Raw genomic sequence first — 20,164 nt, 5'->3', positions numbered from 1 at the left:
AATGTGCTTGATTTGTGATCGAATTGAATTGATTAAGGCAGGGGAAAATCCCTACTTTGTAAAAGAACTGGAAACAGGCTATGTTGTCATCGGAGACCACCAGTATTTTGAAGGCTACACTCTTTTTCTAGTCAAGGAACATGTCACAGAATTACATCATCTACATCCAACTGTCAAACTCCGCTTTTTAGAGGAAATGAGTCTGGTTCAGGAAGCTGTCTCTAAGGCTTTTTCTGCTGAAAAGATGAATGTAGAGTTGTTGGGAAATGGAGACGCTCATGTTCACTGGCATATTTTTCCAAGACGAGCTGGTGATATGAAGGGACACGGACTTAATGGGCGTGGTCCAGTCTGGTGGGTTCCTTGGGAAGAAATGGCAGCAGAAGATTGCCAAGTGCAACCAAAACAATTACAAAACTTAATCCAATTGTTATCTGTTGAATTGGATAAAGTTATCATATGAGAGGATAAACCATGAAAAAAAGATATCTTGTCTTGTCAAGCTTATTAGCCTTGACATTGGCAGCTTGTTCACAAGAAAAAACAGAGACTTCTGACGCAAAAACTTCTTCAGAGCAATCGACTGTACAAGAAGGAACTGTTGGTAGCAAGTCTCAGGAAGCTAGCCAAAAGAAGGCAGAAGTAGTAGACAAAGGAGATCACTACAGTATTCAAGGTAAGTATGATGAGATTGTTGTAGCTAACAAGCATTATCCTATGTCCAAAGATTATAATCCTGGAGAAAATCCTACCGCAAAGGCAGAACTGTTAAAACTTATTGCAGCAATGCAGCAAGCAGGATTCCCGATTAGCGACCACTATAGTGGATTTAGAAGTTATGAAACTCAGGTTAAACTGTATCAGGATTATGTCAACCAAGATGGCAAGGCTGAGGCTGACCGCTATTCTGCAAGACCTGGCTATAGTGAACACCAAACTGGGCTTGCCTTTGACCTAATAGGAACAAATGGAAACTTAGTGACAGAAGAAAAGGCTGCTCAATGGCTTTTAGACCATGCTGCAGACTATGGTTTTGTCGTTCGCTATCTCAAAGGTAAGGAAAAAGAAACAGGCTATATGGCTGAAGAATGGCACCTTCGCTACGTCGGAAAAGAAGCCAAGGACATCGCTGCAAGTGGCCTCAGTTTGGAAGAGTATTACGGCTTTGAAGGTGGAGACTATGTTGATTAGGCGCAAAATACCTTGCAAGAATGCTTGAAATTTGATAAAATATTTAGTAATTAAATAGGAATCTGCAAGACTAGTATCTCAGGGGAAATATATCAGGGAGGAGAGCCGTGACTGAAAGCTCTCTATATGAAAACTGGGTGAATTCACTTGCGCAGGGATTCAGAAATAAAGGTCTGACTTGTCAGATGAAAACGGATGGTACCGCGTGTCAACGCTCCGAGTGGAGTTTTTGGCATGTGGTTTTCTTTTTTTCTGATAATCGACTGATGGAGGAATTATGTCAACTATTGAAGAACAATTAAAAGCGCTTCGTGAAGAAACGCTAGCTAGCTTGAAGCAGATTACTGCTGAAAATGAAAAAGAGATGCAAGAATTGCGTGTCTCAGTCCTTGGGAAAAAAGGGTCACTGACTGAAATCCTTAAAGGGATGAAAGACGTTTCTGCTGAAATGCGTCCTGTTATCGGAAAACACGTAAATGAGGCTCGTGACGTCCTAACAGCTGCCTTTGAAGAAACAGCTAAGCTCTTGGAAGAAAAGAAGGTTGCAGCTCAACTAGCAAGTGAGAGCATCGATGTGACGCTTCCAGGTCGTCCAGTTGCGACTGGTCACCGTCACGTTCTCACACAAACTAGTGAAGAAATCGAAGATATCTTCATCGGTATGGGTTACCAAGTCGTGGATGGATTTGAAGTAGAACAAGACTACTACAACTTTGAGCGTATGAACCTTCCAAAAGACCACCCAGCCCGTGATATGCAGGATACTTTCTACATCACAGAAGAAATCTTGCTCCGTACCCACACATCTCCAGTTCAAGCGCGTGCGATGGATGCCCATGACTTCTCTAAAGGTCCTTTGAAGATGATCTCACCAGGGCGTGTATTCCGTCGTGATACGGACGATGCAACCCACAGTCACCAATTCCACCAAATCGAAGGCTTGGTTGTCGGGAAAAACATTTCTATGGCCGATCTTCAAGGAACGCTTCAGTTGATTGTGCAAAAAATGTTTGGTGAAGAGCGTCAAATTCGTTTGCGTCCATCTTACTTCCCATTTACCGAGCCATCTGTTGAGGTTGACGTTTCATGCTTCAAGTGTGGTGGAGATGGCTGTAACGTATGTAAAAAAACAGGTTGGATCGAGATTATGGGTGCCGGAATGGTTCACCCACGTGTCCTTGAAATGAGTGGGATTGATTCAAGTGTTTACTCTGGTTTTGCCTTCGGTCTTGGTCAAGAGCGTGTAGCCATGCTTCGTTACGGAATCAACGATATCCGTGGATTCTACCAAGGCGATGTCCGCTTCTCAGAACAGTTTAAATAAGATTGAAACCTGAAACACAGTCCTATACAGTTTTTATCATTTCCTCTCGATGTGAAATGATAAGAGCTGACTCGAAGAAAAAGAAAGGAATCGAAAAGGTCTCGCTCCTTGAGATCTTATACTCAGAATTATGTTAGTATCTTATAAATGGTTAAAAGAATTGGTGGACATTGATGTGCCATCACAAGAGTTGGCTGAAAAAATGTCAACCACAGGAATCGAAGTAGAAGGTGTGGAATCACCTGCTGCTGGTCTCTCAAAAATTGTCGTCGGAGAAGTCTTGTCTTGTGAAGATGTGCCAGAAACACACTTGCATGTCTGCCAAGTCAATGTGGGTGAAGAAGAAGCCCGTCAAATCGTCTGTGGAGCACCAAATGTGCGTGCAGGCATCAAGGTCATGGTGGCTCTTCCAGGTGCTCGTATCGCAGATAACTACAAGATTAAAAAAGGGAAAATCCGTGGCTTAGAGTCACTCGGGATGATCTGTTCCCTTGGTGAGTTGGGCATTTCTGACTCCGTTGTACCAAAGGAATTTGCAGATGGGATCCAAATCTTGCCTCAAGATGCTGTTCCAGGAGATGAAGTCTTCTCTTACCTAGACTTGGATGATGAAATTATCGAGCTTTCTATCACTCCAAACCGTGCAGACGCTCTTTCTATGCGTGGGGTAGCGTACGAAGTAGCAGCGATTTATGACAAGGCAGTTAACTTTAAAGAATTTGCTCTTTCAGAAACAGACCAAGCTACAGCCGATGCTCTTTCTGTCAGCATTGACACAGACAAGTCTCCATACTATGCAGCCCGTATCTTGGACAATGTGACCATCGCACCAAGTCCACAATGGTTGCAAAACCTCCTCATGAATGAAGGCATCCGTCCAATCAATAACGTGGTGGACGTGACCAACTATATCCTTCTTTACTTTGGTCAGCCGATGCATGCCTTTGACTTGGATACCTTTGAAGGCAGCGAAATCCGTGTGCGTGAAGCGCGTGAAGGTGAAACATTGGTAACCTTGGATGGGGAAGAGCGTGAGTTGGAAACAACTGATTTAGTGATTACTGTTGCTGACACACCAGTAGCCCTTGCAGGTGTTATGGGTGGTCAAGCTACAGAAATCTCTGAAAACTCTAGTCGTGTTGTCCTTGAAGCAGCTGTCTTCAATGGCAAATCGATCCGTAAGACTAGTGGTCGTCTTAACCTTCGTTCTGAATCATCTTCTCGCTTTGAAAAAGGCATCAACGTGGCAACCGTCAATGAAGCCCTTGATGCGGCAGCCAGCATGATTGCAGAGCTTGCAGGAGCAACTGTTCGTAAAGGTATTGTTTCAGCAGGTGAGCTTGACACTTCTGATGTAGAAGTTTCTTCAACCCTTGCAGACGTTAACCGTGTCCTTGGTACAGAGCTTTCCTACGCCGATGTAGAAGATGTCTTCCGTCGCCTTGGATTTGGACTTTCTGGAAATGCAGAAAGCTTTACAGTGAGCGTTCCACGTCGCCGTTGGGATATTACCATCGAAGCTGATCTCTTTGAAGAAATTGCGCGTATCTATGGTTATGACCACTTGCCAACTAGTCTTCCAAAAGACGATGGTACAGCTGGTGAATTGACTGCGACACAAAAACTCCGTCGTCAAGTTCGGACTATTGCTGAAGGTGCTGGATTGACAGAAATCATTACTTATGCTCTGACAACTCCTGAAAAAGCAGTTGAATTTACGATTCAGCCAAGTCACTTGACAGAGCTCATGTGGCCAATGACCGTGGACCGTTCAGTCCTCCGTCAAAATATGGTTTCTGGTATCCTTGATACAGTTGCCTACAACGTAGCACGTAAGAATAAAAACTTGGCTCTTTATGAGATTGGAAAAGTCTTTGAGCAAACTGGTAATCCAAAAGAAGAATTGCCAAACGAAATCAACAGTTTCGCCTTTGCTTTGACTGGCTTAGTCGCTGAAAAAGACTTCCAAACAGCAGCAGTTCCTGTTGACTTCTTCTATGCTAAGGGAATCCTTGAAGCCCTCTTTACTCGCCTAGGACTGGAAGTGACTTATACAGCAACCTCTGAAATTGCTAGTCTTCACCCAGGACGTACAGCCTTGATCTCACTCGGTGACCAAGTCCTTGGTTTCCTTGGTCAAGTCCACCCTGTAACAGCTAAGGCTTATGATATCCCTGAAACTTATGTAGCAGAATTGAACTTGTCTGCTATTGAAGCATCACTTCAACCAGCTACTCCATTTGTGGAAATTACTAAGTTCCCAGCAGTCAGCCGTGATATTGCTCTTCTTCTAAAGGCAGAAGTGACTCATCAAGATGTGGTAGACGCCATCAAAGCTGCTGGCGTGAAGCGTTTGACTGATATCAAACTCTTCGATGTCTTCTCTGGCGAAAAACTAGGACTTGGTATGAAGTCAATGGCTTATAGCTTGACCTTCCAAAATCCAGAAGATAGCTTGACTGATGAAGAAGTCGCACGCTACATGGAAAAAATCCAAGCTTCTCTCGAAGAAAAAGTGAATGCAGAAGTGCGTTAAGAACCTTCAATCCATCCCTTGGGATGGATTTTTTTATCTTGGTAAATGCATGGTATTGGAAAGATAAATAAATGTGAATTTTATTATTTTTGTATAAAAAATTCCAAGCGAATTCTACCAATAAAAATGTACATAAATCCTTGTAATGTTTATTAAAAAGAGTATAATGAGGATAAGATTCGTAGGAGGTAGATTATGTTAGAAATCCGCAATCTTGAAAAAAGCTTTGGTCCTAAGCAAGTCTTGTTTGGTGTAGATTGTCAAGCACGGTCAGGACGTATTTTGGGTCTAGTTGGGAAAAATGGAGCTGGGAAAACAACTATTTTCCACAGTATTTTGAAATTTTTGGATTATCAGGGAGAGATTCAGTTTGATGGCCAGGAAATCCGTCAGGAAACCTATGCTCGGATTGGCTATCTACCCGAAGAACGTAGTCTCATGCCTAAGCTGACAGTCCTTGAACAAGTGCGTTATTTGGCAACATTAAAAGGCATGGATGCAAAAGAGGTCAAAGAAAAACTCCCTCAATGGATGGAAAAACTGGAAGTTAAGGGAAAACTGACAGACAAAATTAAGAGCCTCTCAAAAGGGAATCAACAAAAGATTCAGCTGATCATTACTTTAATGCATGAACCAGATTTGATTATTCTCGATGAACCCTTTAGTGGTTTAGATCCAGTTAATACCGAGTTGCTCAAGCAGGTTATCCTCAAAGAAAAAGAACGTGGAGCGACCATTATCTTTTCTGACCACGTCATGACCAATGTCGAAGAGCTGTGTGATGATATCCTGATGATTCGTGATGGTCGTGTCGTCTTGCATGGACCAGTCCAAGATGTCCGTAATCAATACGGTAAAACTCGTCTCTTTGTTGCAAGTGAAAAGAGTCAGGAAGAGTTGGAAAAACTCCCACATGTCACTCATGCTAGCTTGACCAAGCAGGGGATTTGGAAGCTTATTCTAGATGACGAAAATGCTGGACAGGAGCTCTTTGCTATCTTGACTCAAGGACACTATATTGCGACCTTTGACCAGCAAGCTCCGACAATCGATGAAATCTTTAAACTAGAATCAGGGGTGGAAGTATGAGAAATATGTTGGTTGTAATCAAAGAAACCTATCTACGTCATGTCAAATCCTGGAGTTTCTTCTTTATGGTAATCTCGCCATTTCTCTTTATCGGCTTGTCTGGAGGAATCGGGTATCTCCAAGGTTCTTCTCTAGCTCAAAATAATAAGGTAGCAGTGGTTAGTTCGGTACCTGCTGTTACAGAAGGACTCAAATCGACCAATGGCATTAACTTTGACTATAAGGATGAAGCCAGTGCCCAAGAAGCCATCAAGGATGAAAAAATAAAAGGTTATTTGACCATTGATCAAGAAGATGGTGTACTAAAGGCAGTCTATCATGGTGAAACTTCCCTTGAAAGTGGTATAAAGTTAGCTGTGACCACTAAGTTGAATGAACTCCAATACCAACTAAACCGTTCAGAAGCAAATTTGTCTCAGGAACAGGAAAAACGTTTGGAGCAAACAATTCAATTCACAGAGCAGATAGATGAAGCCAAGGAAAATAAAAAGATGGTTCAGACCTTTGCGGCTGCAGGACTAGGCTTCTTCCTCTATATGATTTTGATTACTTATGCTAGTGTCACCGCTCAAGAAGTGGCCAGTGAAAAAGGTACAAAAATCATGGAAGTGGTCTTCTCAAGTATTCGAGCTAGCCATTACTTTTACGCACGTATGATTGCTTTACTTCTTGTCATTTTGACCCATATTGGCATTTACGTCATTGGAGGATTTGGAGCTCTCTTATTCTTTAAAGATATGCCTTTCTTGGCTAATTCAGGTATTCTAAACCACTTGGGAGAAGCCTTTTCGGTCAATACCTTATTGTTTGTCTTAGTCAGTCTCTTTATGTATGTGGTTTTGGCTGCCTTTCTAGGTTCGATGGTTTCTCGGCCTGAAGACTCTGGTAAAGCCTTGTCGCCTTTGATGCTTTTAATTATGGTAGGATTTATTGGAGTAACTGCTTTAGGAACATCTGGAGATAATTTGGTTTTGAGGATTGGCTCATATATCCCATTTATCTCAACTTTCTTTATGCCTTTTAGAGCTATTAATGGTTATGCAAGTAGTTTAGAAGCATGGATTTCGCTTGCTATAACAGTTGTATTTGCCGTGACTGCAACAGCCTTTATCGGACGTATGTATGCCAGCCTAGTCCTTCAAACAGATGACTTAGGCATCTGGAAAACCTTTAAACGAGCTTTGAGCTATAAATAAAGTAGTGGACCTGAGAGTGTATCTCCCAGGTCTTTCAATTAGCTGAAATATTTCACATTAATTTCTTCTAAACCTTTGACTAATAACGAAAATTATCGTACAATAAAGAGTACATGATAAAATGAGACCAGAGTTTATATGCTCTGGCGTTAGTAGTAAAAAATGAGGAGAAACTCTTTGGAATTAGAAGTATTTGCTGGGCAAGAAAAAAGTGAACTATCTATGATTGAGGTGGCTCGTGCCATCTTGGAACTCCGTGGTCGCGATCACGAAATGCATTTTAGCGATTTGGTCAATGAAATCCAAAACTATCTTGGTACCTCTAATAGCGATATTCGTGAAGCACTACCTTTGTTCTATACAGAATTGAACTTCGATGGTAGCTTTATCTCTCTTGGAGATAACAAATGGGGACTTCGTTCATGGTATGGAGTAGATGAAATTGACGAAGAAATCATTGCGCTTGAGGAAAGTGATGATGAGGAAGTAGCTCCTAAAGCTAAGAAAAAACGCGTTAATGCCTTTATGGACGGAGATGCTGATGCCATTGATTATGGCGCAGATGATCCAGAAGATGAAGATGCCTACCAAGAAGATCCAGCTCTTTCTTATGATGATGAAAATCCAGATGATGAGAAGAACGAAGTAGAAGCATACGACGCTGAAATCAACGAAATTGCACCAGATGATCTTGGAGAAGATGTCGATCTTAATGAAGAAGATGACGAAGATTCTGAGGATGAAGAAGAATAATACAAAAAAGCAAGGGAAATTTCCTTGTTTTTTTAATGATTGTTCATACTTGAAGGTAAGACACTAAAATCTGATAGTCAATTTGATTTGACAAATGAGTCAAATTGAGGTAAGATATTGTTCGGGCACCTCTTTTAGAGGTCGGAGCTCCCTAGTTATTAGGGAGCTATTTTTGTTTTTCCAGGAACTTTTATCCTGGATTGTGGTTATTGATGAAGGTCTTGTTTTCTATCTCCCCTACTAGTGAGCAGGACCTTGAGCATTTTAGAAAGAGGAATCTATGTCTACGAAATATATTTTTGTAACTGGTGGGGTGGTGTCGTCTATTGGGAAAGGGATCGTTGCAGCGAGCCTTGGACGTCTTTTAAAAAACCGTGGTTTGAAGGTGACCATTCAAAAATTTGACCCTTATATCAATATAGACCCAGGGACCATGAGCCCATATCAGCATGGGGAAGTCTTTGTAACTGATGATGGGGCTGAGACAGATTTGGACTTGGGTCACTATGAACGTTTCATCGATATCAACCTCAATAAATACTCAAACGTGACAACTGGTAAAATCTACAGCGAAGTTCTTCGTAAGGAACGCCGCGGTGAATATTTGGGTGCAACTGTCCAAGTTATTCCTCATATTACAGATGCCTTGAAAGAAAAAATCAAGCGTGCTGCTCTTACGACAGACTCTGATGTCATTATTACAGAGGTTGGTGGAACAGTCGGCGATATCGAGTCCCTTCCATTCTTAGAAGCTCTTCGTCAGATGAAGGCAGATGTCGGTGCTGATAATGTTATGTATATCCATACAACTTTGCTTCCTTACCTCAAGGCAGCTGGTGAAATGAAAACCAAGCCAACTCAACACTCTGTTAAAGAATTGCGTGGTTTGGGTATTCAACCAAATATGTTGGTCATCCGTACTGAAAAGCCAGCTGGACAAGGGATTAAAAATAAACTAGCCCAGTTCTGTGATGTGGCACCAGAAGCAGTTATTGAGTCCTTGGACGTGGATCATCTTTACCAAATCCCACTTAATCTGCAAGCACAAGGTATGGATCAAATCGTTTGTGACCATTTGAAAATTGATGCACCTGCAGCAGATATGACAGAATGGTCAGCTATGGTTGATAAGGTTATGAACCTCAAAAAACAAGTCAAGATTGCACTTGTTGGTAAATATGTCGAGTTACAAGATGCTTATATCTCTGTAGTTGAAGCTTTAAAACACTCTGGTTATGCCAATGATGCAGAAGTGAAGATTGATTGGGTCAATGCCAATGACGTGACAGCTGAAAATGTGGCAGAACTCCTATCGGATGCTGACGGGATCATTGTGCCAGGTGGTTTTGGTCAACGTGGAACAGAAGGTAAGATTGAAGCGATTCGCTATGCACGTGAAAATGATGTACCAATGCTTGGAGTCTGCTTGGGTATGCAGTTGACCTGTATCGAGTTTGCACGTAATGTCTTAGGACTTGAAGGAGCTAATTCAGCAGAGCTTGATCCTGACACAAACTATCCTATCATCGACATCATGCGTGATCAGATTGATGTTGAGGACATGGGAGGAACCCTTCGTTTGGGACTTTATCCTTCTAAGCTAAAACGTGGTTCTAAGGCAGCGGCAGCTTATCATAACAAAGAGGTGGTGCAACGTCGTCACCGTCACCGTTATGAATTTAACAATGCCTTCCGTGAACAGTTTGAAGGAGCAGGTTTTGTCTTTTCAGGAGTGTCACCAGATAACCGCTTGGTCGAAATAGTTGAGATTCCAGAAAACAAATTCTTTGTGGCTTGTCAGTACCATCCAGAGCTTTCAAGTCGCCCAAACCGTCCAGAAGAACTCTACACTGCTTTTGTGACAGCTGCAGTTGAAAATCGTAAATAGTAGAATAAACCTTTGAGAGTCAACTCAGAGGTTTTTATTTGATTTCAGTATCATGAAAATCTGGAAAATCAGCTCTGAATTTGGTAAGATAAGATTATGGATTTTGAAAAAATTGAACAAGCATATACCTATTTATTAGAAAATGTCCAAATCATTCAAAACGATTTGGCGACTAGCTTTTATGACGCCTTGATTGAACAAAATGGGATTTATCTAGATGGTCAAACCAATCTGGAACAAGTCAAAAAAAATAACCATGCCTTAAAACGTTTGGCACTTCGAAAAGAGGAGTGGCTACGGACCTATCAATTTTTGTTAATGAAGGCAGCGCAAACAGAACCTCTTCAAGCCAACCACCAGTTCACGCCAGATGCCATTGGTCACTTGATGATTTTTATCATAGAACAGCTTTGTCCTACTGAAGATCTAAGTCTGTTAGAGTTAGGTTCTGGAATGGGCATTCTGGGAGCTATCTTCTTAACATCCATGAACAAAAAGGTTGATTACCTTGGAATAGAGCTAGATGATCTCTTGATTGATTTGGCAGCAAGCATGGCTGAAGTTATGGATCTACAAATGGGCTTTGTCCAAGGAGATGCAGTGCGTCCACAAGTATTAAAAGAAAGTGATATTATTGTGAGCGATCTACCGGTCGGCTACTACCCAGATGATCAGACAGCCTCGCGTTATCAAGTAGCAGCTAAAGATGAACATACCTATGCTCATCATCTGTTAATGGAACAATCACTCAAGTATCTTAAGACAGGTGGTTATGCAATTTTTCTAGCTCCAACGGACCTTTTGACGAGTCCTCAGAGTGAACTTTTAAAATCATGGCTGACTGAAAAAGCCCAACTAGTAGCAATCATAGCTTTACCAGATGATCTCTTTGCACAGGGAGCACAGTCTAAAACAATTTTTGTTCTACAGAAGAAGACGGGAGAAGCGATTGAACCATTTGTTTATCCACTTACGAGTCTTCGTGCCCCTGAAATTTTGATGGAATTTAAGGAAAATTTTCAAAATTGGTGTCAAGAACATGAAATCTAATGTAAATTTTGATATAATAGTTGAAAACGCTTAAAAAAGGGGAAAAATTATGTCTAAAACAATTGCAATTAATGCCGGTAGCTCAAGTTTGAAATGGCAACTGTATCAAATGCCAGAAGAACAGGTTCTTGCTAAAGGTTTAATTGAACGCATTGGTTTGAAAGATTCTATCTCAACAGTTAAATTCGATGGTCGTGCTGAAAAAGAAATCACTGATATTGAAAATCATACTGTTGCTGTTAAAATTTTGCTTGATGACTTGATTCGTTTTGATATTATCAAATCTTACGATGAAATCACAGGAGTTGGACACCGTGTTGTTGCTGGTGGTGAAGTCTTTACAGACTCTGTAGTAGTAGAAGGTGACGTATTGGCTCAAATCGAAGAGTTGGGTCTACTTGCACCACTACATACTCCAGCTAACGTAGCCGGAATTCGCGCTTTCAAGGAATTGTTACCAAACGTAACTAGTGTTGCTGTTTTTGATACATCTTTCCACTCAACTATGCCTGAGAAAGCTTACCGCTACCCACTGCCAACTAAATATTACACAGAAAATAAAGTTCGTAAATATGGTGCTCACGGAACTAGCCATCAATTCGTAGCTCAAGAAGCAGCAAAACTGTTGGGACGTCCACTTGAAGAATTAAAATTAATTACATGTCATATCGGTAACGGTGGTTCTATTACTGCGGTTAAGGGTGGAAAATCTGTTGATACATCTATGGGATTCACACCACTTGCAGGTGTGATGATGGGTACACGTACTGGTGATATCGATCCAGCTATCATTCCTTACCTTATGGAACATACAAATGATTTTAATACACCAGAAGATATAATCAATGTATTGAACCGTGAGTCAGGTTTACAAGGTATTTTTGGTAAATCTAGTGACATGCGTGATGTAGAAGCAGCGATGGAAGCAGGTGATCCTGATGCAACCTTGGCTCTTGAAATGTACGTTGACCGTATCCAAAAACATATTGGACAATACTTGGCAGTCCTAAACGGAGCTGATGCTATCATCTTTACGGCTGGTGTTGGTGAAAATGCAGCTGATGTACGTGAAAAAGTTATCACTGGTATTTCTTGGTTCGGTTGTGATGTAGATCCAGAGAAAAATGTTTTTGGTGTAACTGGAGACATCTCTACAGATGCTGCAAAAATTCGTGTCCTTGTCATCCCAACTGATGAAGAACTTGTTATTGCGCGTGATGTTGAACGTTTGAAAAAATAAACGATAAGAAAATCGACCTTCTCAATAGAGAGGTCGATTTTTTATATTGTTGACGAGTATTTACCATTTGGTAAGCGAAACTTCACCGCTATTGAGCCAGATTTTTTCACCAGTGGCTAATTCTATCTGCAGTTGGCCCTGATCCGAAATGTCACAGGCTTTTCCTGTGATTATTTCCTGATCCTTCTTGAAGGAAATTTCTTTTCCTAAAACGATGGAGCGTTTTTTATAGAGATAAAGTAGCTCATCTGCATCTGTTTCGTAGAAACATTTCCAGATTTCAGCAATCAGTTCATTGCGAGTGATAGGACTGTCCTGAGAGAAGAGACTTCCAGCTTTCCCTTGTAGATTTTTGGGAAAGTCAGCGATAGAAAAGTTAATCCCAACACCAATAATAACATCTGTAACAAGTCCGGTTTCGACAGAAGTAATAGCTTCAGTTAGGATACCGGCTATTTTTTTCTGATTTAGATACAGATCATTTACCCACTTGATGTCTAAATCAATCAAGCTCAAATTTTTAACAGCCTTATAAATAGCAGCTGCAGTCAAGAGTGTGTAAGCTGGTAAATCTAGATAAGAAAGATTAGGTTTTAGGTGGAGGGACATATAGATTCCCCCCTTGTCTGGAGAGTAGTAGGGACGCTGAAATCGACCACGGCCCATCGTTTGGCTAGTTGAGAGGTAGAGTGTATCTCCTTTGGTACCAGCTTCCATGGCCTCCTTAGCATCAGTCTGGGTCGATTTGGTGATAGGTTTAAATTGAACAGTGATAGGGCTGTTGTTTTCGATTTCTTGAGGTAAGATAAGGTCTCCACGAAGAAGTTTGTAGCCACGGTTTTTGATGCTGTCAATTTCTAAACCTTCCTGTTGGAGACGCTGAATCGCTTTCCAAACAGAAGTTCGAGAGAGGTTTAATAGTTCAGCAATTTTTTCTCCACTTAAATAATCAGTTTCACTAGCTAATATTTTATAAACTTCTTGGTAAGATTTCATGGTAGAGCCTTTCCGGGAAAATTAATTTAATTGTACCATAATTTTACAAAAGATAGACTGCTTTTATGAGAGGAATCCTCGTTTCTTATAAAGTTTTACCAAGTTTTAGTTAGGATGATATAGAAAAAGTGGTTTTCAAATTCTTTGAAAAATGGTAAAATGTTTTAATAGTTTATATATCTGAGCTCTAAGGCACAGAGAGAAAGGATCTGTTGTGAAATCAATAGGTATCATTGAAAAATTGAAAGGCTTCTCTAAGCAAGAACTTATCTTGCTAGCTGTTATTCTAAGTATTTTCTTGCCTTTTTATATTTTCGTCATTATTTTTATCGCTTATTTAATAGGTCTGATATTTACAGGAGAAATGAAGGGGATTCTAAAACGACTCTCTAACCATGCTATTCTTCTTTTATTTATTGGCTATAGTGGTGTCATCTCTCTTCTGGCTCAAAATGTCATGGGGATGGTTGCTACTTTAGGAATGTTCCTCTTTGCGATTTTCTTTTACTATTACCAGGCTCATCTAACCCCTAAATTTTTTAGATTGGTATTACAAGGGATTTTATCGCTTAGTGTGTTAGCCTCAGTTTTCGCAGCTCTAGAGCATTTTCAAATTGTTAAGAAATTTGATTATACCTTCTTATCACCAAAGATGCAGGTTTGGCATCAGAATCGGGCTGAAGTAGCCTTCTTTAATCCTAACTATTATGGGATTATCTGTTGTTTCTGTATCATGATTGGTTTTTATCTGATAAGTACGACTAGATTAAGATGGTTGAAAATCTTCTCAGTGATTGCAATCTTTGCGAATTTATTCGGGCTCAACTTTACTCAAAATAGAACGGCATTTCCAGCTATCATATTTGGTGCGATTATTTATCTTTTCACTACCATTAAAAACTGGCGTGCTTTCTGGTTAAGTATTGGAGTCTTTGGTATCGGCTTGGCCTTTCTCTTCTCTAGTGATTTAGGAGTTCGAATGGGAACACTTGATTCATCTATGGAAGAACGTGTGTCTATCTGGAATGCAGGTATGACCTTATTCAAACAAAACCCCTTCTGGGGAGAAGGCCCGCTAACATACATGCATGCTTATCCTCGTATTTTTGCACCTTATCATGAACATGCGCATAGTATCTATATCGATACAATATTGAGTTACGGTGTAGTAGGGACTGTCTTGTTAGGGATTGCTTCTTCAGATCCAATCCGAAAATTAATTGATATGAGTCAAGTACCAAGTAAACGACCGATTCTTGGACTCTATCTTTCATTTTTAACAGTGGTTGCTGTGCATGGAATTTTTGACTTGGCCCTCTTCTGGGTTCAGTCTTCATTTATCTTCCTTCTAGTGATGTGTAGTCTACCACTCAAACATAGTATGATTGCAGAACTTGTTGATTAACAAAAAAAGATAGTAGAAATAACATTTGTCTACTATCTTTTTCCTTTTGTTGCAATTATTGAATAGCTTGAAGCAAGTCTTCTGCTTGTTGTTTCAAAGAAGCAGCAACGCTGTCTTCGAGAACTAATTTACCATCTTCCCAAGCAGAATCGTTGACACGAGCTGCAGTGAAACCACCAACAACTTGTGTACGGATGAATGGCAAGAGGTCTTTGTAAATCGTAAAGAGCTGATCATGACCTGCATTCGCAACTGAAGATACTGTAACAATCTTATCTTGAAGTGCAGATGCTCCACGGGTATCAGACAAGTCGATGGCACGTGAAAGCCAGTCAAGCAAGTTTTTCACTGTTCCAGGAATTGAGAAGTTGTAGACTGGAGAGAAAATCCAGATGGCATCAGCAGCTAAAACAGCTTCACGAGCAGCCGCAACAGATGGAAGAGTTGGAACTTCAAGTTCTTGGTTGAAGAGAGGAATGGCTGAGTAGTCAAGGTAGCTTACCTCAGCTTTTCCAGCAAGAGCTTTTTCAGCTTCTAGGGCCATTTGGTGGTTAAAAGAACCTTCACGAAGTGAACCAACGATAAATAATACTTTTTTAGACATAGGGTGTCTCCTTTAAATTTTAATCAGAGTTTTATTTGTTGTTACAATATATGTTACAACAAATGATAATCATTTGCAAATTATTTGCTCACAAATTAAAAATCAATGAATTGTAAGATTAAATTTCTAAATGACGCATGCAGCTAAGCCTGTGGAATCAATGGTTGGTGCTTTAGTTTGAAAGTCTAACAACATCTGGGATATCAAGAAGCCCTCCCTTTATTCACTTGTAATTCACTTGGATAGATGGTAAAATAGACGAGTGAAAAAGAGACAAAAAAAAGAAAAAAATTCCCTATTATTTCAGTATACTATTGGGCTAACCATGCTGGCTCTAGTTGTGACTTCTTCCTTTCTCTATTTGGTATGGCTTAGTATGAAACCTTATCAAACTGCAAAGGTAGAAGGTGAAAGACTTGCTAAGCAGTATGCGAATCTAGAAACGGTTAACCAGGTTGATATTTTTAATGGTTTAGAAAGCTATTACAGTGTTCTTGGTCAAGATAAGAATCAGAAACCCATTGCTGTTTTAATAGAAAAAAGCAACAACAATATTTATGTTTACCAACTAGAAAATGGAACTTCTCAAGAAAAAGCAGAAGCAGTTGTCAAAGAAAAAGGAGCAACTGAGATCGACAAGATTACTTTCGGACGGTACGCTAATAAACCTGTCTGGGAAATCAAGTCTGGAGGAGACTATTATCTAGTAGATTTTGAATCTGGTAGCCTAGTCGAAAAGGAGAAACAATGAAATTATCCAAACGTGTCTTAGAAATGGAAGAAAGTGTCACTCTGGCTAGTGATGCAAAGGCTAAGAAATTAAAGGCTGAAGGAAAAGACGTTCTTTTCTTAACTTTAGGTCAGCCCGATTTTCATACTCCTGAAAATATTCAAGACGCTGCTGTTGCAGCCATTCGAGATGGGCGTGCTTCTTTCTATACGGTAGCGTCGGGTTTGCCTGAGTTAAAAGCAGCAGTCAATACCTATTTTAAACGTTATTATGGCTATTCTGTGGCAGCAAATGAAGTCACTTTTGCTACAGGTGCCAAGTTCTCCCTTTATACTTTCTTTATGGCTGTGGTCAATCCAGGCGATGAGGTCATTATTCCAACACCATACTGGGTCAGCTATGGTGACCAGGTGAAAATGGCTGGTGGTGTTCCAGTCTTTGTTCAAGCCAAGGAAGACAATCACTTTAAAGTAACTGTAGAGCAATTAGAAGCAGCTCGAACAGATAAGACCAAAGTCTTGGTACTAAACTCACCCTCTAATCCGACTGGGATGATTTATTCTCGTGAGGAACTCTTAGCCATCGGAAACTGGGCAGTTGAACACGATGTTCTCATTCTTGCAGACGATATTTATGGTCGTTTGGTCTATAACGGGAATGAGTTCGTCCCAATCTCAAGTCTGTCAGAAGCTATTCGTAAGCAAACCATTGTCATCAATGGAGTGTCTAAGGCCTATGCTATGACAGGATGGCGTGTTGGTTATGCAGTGGGTGATCCAGAAATTATTGCTGCCATGAGTAAATTGACTGGTCAAACAACTTCTAACCTAACTGCTGTATCTCAATACGCAACAATCGAGGCCTTAACTGGACCGCAAGACTCTGTAGAAACCATGCGCCAAGCTTTTGAAGAACGTTTGAATACCATCTATCCTCTCTTGTGCCAAGTCCCTGGATTTGAGGTTGTCAAACCGCAAGGAGCTTTCTACTTCTTCCCAAATGTTAAAAAAGCTATGGAGATGAAAGGATATACAGACGTAACAGCATTTACAACGGCTATTCTTGAGGAAGTTGGTCTGGCCTTGATTACAGGAGCTGGATTTGGAGCACCAGAAAATGTCCGTCTCAGCTATGCGACAGACTTGGAAACTCTTAAAGAAGCCATTCGTCGTTTGCACCAATTTATGGAAAAATAAGAAGCTTAACCTCCGTCTTAATAACGGAGGTTTTTATTTTTAAAAACTTATGAATTTCTGTCAAACTAGCTAGCTATCAGGCATTATTTGTGGTACAATAGTGAGTAATAATGTCTTTGGACAAGTTAAACGAATAAAGGAAGATAAATGATGACAAAACGTGTAACAATTATCGAAGTAAAAGACTACGTTGGTCAAGAAGTGACTATCGGTGCTTGGGTTGCTAACAAGTCAGGAAAAGGGAAAATTGCCTTCTTGCAATTGCGTGATGGAACAGCCTTTTTCCAAGGTGTAGCTTTCAAACCAAACTTTATCGAAAAATTTGGAGAAGAAGTGGGGCTTGAAAAATTTGACACCATCAAACGTCTTAGCCAAGAAACATCTGTTTTCGTGACAGGGATTGTTAAAGAAGATGAGCGTTCTAAATTTGGGTATGAATTGGATATTACAGACATCGAAGTTATCGGTGAATCTCAAGATTATCCAATTACTCCAAAAGAACACGGAACAGACTTCTTGATGGACAACCGTCACTTGTGGTTACGTTCACGCAAACAAGTTGCCGTTATGCAAATCCGTAATGCTATCATCTATGCAACTTATGAGTTCTTTGATAAAAATGGCTTCATGAAGTTTGATAGCCCAATTCTTTCAGGAAATGCAGCGGAAGATTCAACTGAATTGTTTGAAACGGACTACTTTGGAACACCAGCCTACTTGAGCCAATCTGGTCAGCTTTATCTTGAAGCGGGTGCTATGGCACTTGGTCGCGTCTTCGACTTTGGTCCAGTATTCCGTGCTGAAAAGTCTAAGACTCGTCGTCACTTGACTGAGTTCTGGATGATGGATGCAGAGTATTCATACTTGACACATGATGAGTCACTTGACTTGCAAGAAGCTTATGTCAAAGCTCTTCTTCAAGGTGTTTTGGACCGTGCTCCTCAAGCCTTAGAAACCTTGGACCGTGATACAGACCTCTTGAAACGCTACATTGCTGAGCCATTCAAACGCATCACTTACGATCAAGCCATTGATCTCTTGCAAGAGCATGAAAATGATACAGATGCTGACTACGAACATCTCGAGCACGGTGATGACTTTGGTTCACCACACGAAACTTGGATTTCAAATCACTTTGGTGTACCAACCTTCGTAATCAACTATCCAGCAGACATCAAGGCCTTCTACATGAAGCCAGTCCCTGGTAATCCAGATCGCGTACTTTGTGCAGACTTGCTCGCACCAGAAGGTTACGGAGAAATCATCGGTGGCTCTATGCGTGAGGAAGACTACGATGCCCTTGTTGCGAAGATGGAATCTCTTGGCATGGATCGTACAGAGTATGAATTTTACCTTGACCTTCGTAAATATGGTACAGTACCACACGGTGGATTTGGTATCGGTATCGAGCGTATGGTAACTTTTGCAGCAGGTACAAAACACATCCGTGAAGCCATTCCGTTCCCACGTATGTTGCACCGTATCAAACCTTAATAACTATAAAAACGCCAATTGGCGTTTTTATACTCTTCGAAAATCTCTTCAAACTACGTCAGCTTCACCTTGCCGTACTCAAGTACAGCCTGCGGCTAGCTTCCTAGTTTGCTCTTTGATTTTCATTGAGTATTACTTTAAATGAAAGAGGTGGAGAAAATGTAGGCAACTCTAAGTAAGTCTTTTAGAAAAACTCATATTACATATTGAAAGAGAGAAAACGATGTTTAAAAGAACTTACAAACGCAATATTCCACTCCTAGCAGGTCTGGAATTTACATCTTATTTTGGGATTACCAGTTTTTGGATTTTATTTTTCATTCAGAATGGCCTTTCCTTACTTCAAATCGGTCTATTAGAAAGTATCTTTCATGGGACCAGTCTCTTATGTGAAATCCCATCTGGTATGTTGGCCGATCGATTTAGCTACAAGACTAATCTCTATTTGGCTCGCTTGGCCAGTATTGTATCCTCTATCTTGATTTTGTTTGGTCAGGGGAATTTTTGGATCTATGCTCTTGCTATGATGGTCAGTGCTTGGTCCTATAATTTTGACTCGGGAACCAGCACCGCTTTCTTATATGATTCTGCGGTAGAAGCGGGTCAAAAGGACCGATATCTTCAGATTTCGAGCTTTTTGTCTGGTGTGGCAGAAGTCACCCGAACCCTAGGTACAGTTGTGGCAGGCTTCTTTATTCACGGAGCACTTGCTTGGACCTATCTAATTGCTATTGGATTATCATTTCTTTCTATCATTTTGATTTATTTTATGAAAGAACCAATGGCTAAGAGAGAAAAAAATGAAGTCTTAACCTTTAAAACGATTGTCCTGCAAGTTCGAAAAGAATGGCATGAAAAACCAGTACTCTTTTATTGGATGATGACTTATCAGCTAGTCGGAACACTCATGTGTATGTTTTACTTTTACTATCAGCAGAAAATAAGTGACTTAGCAGGATGGCAGGTTTCACTGGTCATGCTGATTGGTAGTGGCTTAAATCTTATAGCAGTTTATGTAGCTAGTCAAATCGGAAAAAAATGGAATAGCAATCGAGTTTTTCCGACTCTTGTTGCACTAACGGGCTTGGCCTTACTATTGGTATTTTTTGGAACTCCCTTTGCTTTTCTTCTCGTATATCTTTTAACCGATACACTCTATGCAGTTTATCAACCAATCTATTTTAATGACTTACAAGGCTATTTACCGTCCAGTGTAAGAGCAACTATGCTTAGTATCAATTCTATGCTCTTTAGTTTATCTATGATTGTCATTTTCCCATTGACAGGTTGGTTGATTGATCGTTGGGGTCTGGTAGCTGTCTTTTTAGTTCTAGGTCTTATCTTACTATTAACCTATCCTATCTTAAGAATTGGTCTAAAAAGGATGGGCAAGCTATTAAATCAGGACTTAATAACTGAATAAAGCATGAAACCCTATTTGCCCAAAGAGCCTTCTTGTGATAAAATAACAA

The 20,164-nt window shown here is 40.4% G+C and carries 17 protein-coding genes; 15 read left to right on the top strand and 2 right to left on the bottom strand.

Features of this window, described 5'->3' with window-relative positions:
• The first annotated feature begins 1 nt into the window (after position 1).
• The 10 genes from ACTO1Y_RS04450 to ACTO1Y_RS04405 all read left to right on the top strand — a co-directional run bounded on the left by ACTO1Y_RS04450 (position 2) and on the right by ACTO1Y_RS04405 (position 12,267).
• The gene (locus tag ACTO1Y_RS04450) at positions 2 to 463 is read left to right on the top strand and encodes an HIT family protein (protein ID WP_441348499.1); all 462 of its coding nucleotides are present in this window, start codon (positions 2 to 4) and stop codon (positions 461 to 463) included.
• Between the two features lie 11 nt (positions 464 to 474).
• On the top strand, positions 475 to 1,191 hold the full coding sequence (gene ldcB, locus ACTO1Y_RS04445; RefSeq protein ID WP_441348498.1) for an LD-carboxypeptidase LdcB/DacB: 717 nt from the start codon (positions 475 to 477) through the stop codon (positions 1,189 to 1,191).
• Positions 1,192 to 1,468: 277 nt separating this feature from the next.
• On the top strand, positions 1,469 to 2,515 hold the full coding sequence (gene pheS, locus ACTO1Y_RS04440; RefSeq protein ID WP_441348497.1) for a phenylalanine--tRNA ligase subunit alpha: 1,047 nt from the start codon (positions 1,469 to 1,471) through the stop codon (positions 2,513 to 2,515).
• Positions 2,516 to 2,645: 130 nt separating this feature from the next.
• Positions 2,646 to 5,051, top strand: a complete 2,406-nt coding sequence (gene pheT / locus ACTO1Y_RS04435; protein WP_441348496.1) for a phenylalanine--tRNA ligase subunit beta — start codon at positions 2,646 to 2,648, stop codon at positions 5,049 to 5,051.
• A gap of 195 nt (positions 5,052 to 5,246) precedes the next feature.
• Positions 5,247 to 6,140: an ABC transporter ATP-binding protein gene (locus ACTO1Y_RS04430; RefSeq protein ID WP_303943457.1), complete on the top strand. Its 894-nt coding sequence runs from the start codon at positions 5,247 to 5,249 to the stop codon at positions 6,138 to 6,140.
• Positions 6,137 to 7,336, top strand: coding sequence for an ABC transporter permease (locus ACTO1Y_RS04425; protein ID WP_441348495.1), 1,200 nt, complete (start codon positions 6,137 to 6,139; stop codon positions 7,334 to 7,336). Before ACTO1Y_RS04430 ends, ACTO1Y_RS04425 begins: the two co-directional genes overlap by 4 nt.
• 177 nt (positions 7,337 to 7,513) lie before the next feature.
• On the top strand, positions 7,514 to 8,089 hold the full coding sequence (rpoE, locus tag ACTO1Y_RS04420) for a DNA-directed RNA polymerase subunit delta (protein ID WP_441348494.1): 576 nt from the start codon (positions 7,514 to 7,516) through the stop codon (positions 8,087 to 8,089).
• A 280-nt stretch (positions 8,090 to 8,369) separates the two neighbouring features.
• Positions 8,370 to 9,977 (top strand): CTP synthase, encoded by a 1,608-nt coding sequence (locus ACTO1Y_RS04415; protein ID WP_441348493.1) that lies wholly within the window; start codon positions 8,370 to 8,372, stop codon positions 9,975 to 9,977.
• 96 nt (positions 9,978 to 10,073) lie between these two features.
• On the top strand, positions 10,074 to 11,027 hold the full coding sequence (locus ACTO1Y_RS04410; protein WP_441348492.1) for a class I SAM-dependent methyltransferase: 954 nt from the start codon (positions 10,074 to 10,076) through the stop codon (positions 11,025 to 11,027).
• Between the two features lie 49 nt (positions 11,028 to 11,076).
• On the top strand, positions 11,077 to 12,267 hold the full coding sequence (locus tag ACTO1Y_RS04405) for an acetate kinase (protein ID WP_235083873.1): 1,191 nt from the start codon (positions 11,077 to 11,079) through the stop codon (positions 12,265 to 12,267).
• A gap of 60 nt (positions 12,268 to 12,327) precedes the next feature.
• Here the strand turns inward: ACTO1Y_RS04405 and birA are convergent, their stop codons facing one another.
• Positions 12,328 to 13,263 carry a bifunctional biotin--[acetyl-CoA-carboxylase] ligase/biotin operon repressor BirA gene (gene birA / locus ACTO1Y_RS04400; protein WP_441348491.1) on the bottom strand — a complete coding sequence of 312 codons (936 nt, stop codon included), beginning with the start codon at positions 13,261 to 13,263 and terminating at the stop codon, positions 12,328 to 12,330.
• Between the two features lie 214 nt (positions 13,264 to 13,477).
• On the opposite strand from birA, the gene ACTO1Y_RS04395 reads away from it, so the two are divergent.
• Complete coding sequence (locus ACTO1Y_RS04395) at positions 13,478 to 14,668, top strand: O-antigen ligase family protein (protein WP_441348490.1); 1,191 nt, start codon at positions 13,478 to 13,480, stop codon at positions 14,666 to 14,668.
• A 55-nt stretch (positions 14,669 to 14,723) separates the two neighbouring features.
• Here ACTO1Y_RS04395 and ACTO1Y_RS04390 read toward each other — a convergent pair whose 3' ends face one another.
• Positions 14,724 to 15,272, bottom strand: coding sequence for an NADPH-dependent FMN reductase (locus ACTO1Y_RS04390; protein ID WP_441348489.1), 549 nt, complete (start codon positions 15,270 to 15,272; stop codon positions 14,724 to 14,726).
• A gap of 262 nt (positions 15,273 to 15,534) precedes the next feature.
• Between ACTO1Y_RS04390 and ACTO1Y_RS04385 the strand changes: the two genes are divergently transcribed.
• The 4 genes from ACTO1Y_RS04385 (at position 15,535) to ACTO1Y_RS04370 (ending at position 20,115) form a co-directional block, all read left to right on the top strand.
• Entirely contained in the window at positions 15,535 to 16,023 is a 489-nt protein-coding gene (locus ACTO1Y_RS04385; protein ID WP_441348488.1) for a cell wall elongation regulator TseB-like domain-containing protein, read from the top strand.
• Complete coding sequence (locus tag ACTO1Y_RS04380; protein WP_441348487.1) at positions 16,020 to 17,198, top strand: pyridoxal phosphate-dependent aminotransferase; 1,179 nt, start codon at positions 16,020 to 16,022, stop codon at positions 17,196 to 17,198. The genes ACTO1Y_RS04385 and ACTO1Y_RS04380 overlap by 4 nt, the downstream gene beginning before the upstream one ends.
• Before the next feature lie 150 nt (positions 17,199 to 17,348).
• Positions 17,349 to 18,692: an asparagine--tRNA ligase gene (asnS, locus tag ACTO1Y_RS04375; RefSeq protein ID WP_441348619.1), complete on the top strand. Its 1,344-nt coding sequence runs from the start codon at positions 17,349 to 17,351 to the stop codon at positions 18,690 to 18,692.
• Positions 18,693 to 18,915: 223 nt separating this feature from the next.
• Complete coding sequence (locus ACTO1Y_RS04370; protein ID WP_441348486.1) at positions 18,916 to 20,115, top strand: MFS transporter; 1,200 nt, start codon at positions 18,916 to 18,918, stop codon at positions 20,113 to 20,115.
• The last annotated feature ends 49 nt before the right edge of the window (positions 20,116 to 20,164 follow it).

Origin of the sequence: Streptococcus sp. V728 (assembly GCF_052077995.1) — a bacterium.
GTDB classification, from domain to species: Bacteria; Bacillota; Bacilli; order Lactobacillales; family Streptococcaceae; genus Streptococcus; species Streptococcus infantis_B.
The sequence above is the reverse complement of the archived record's forward strand: the minus strand, read 5'-3'. Positions and strand labels throughout refer to the sequence as shown.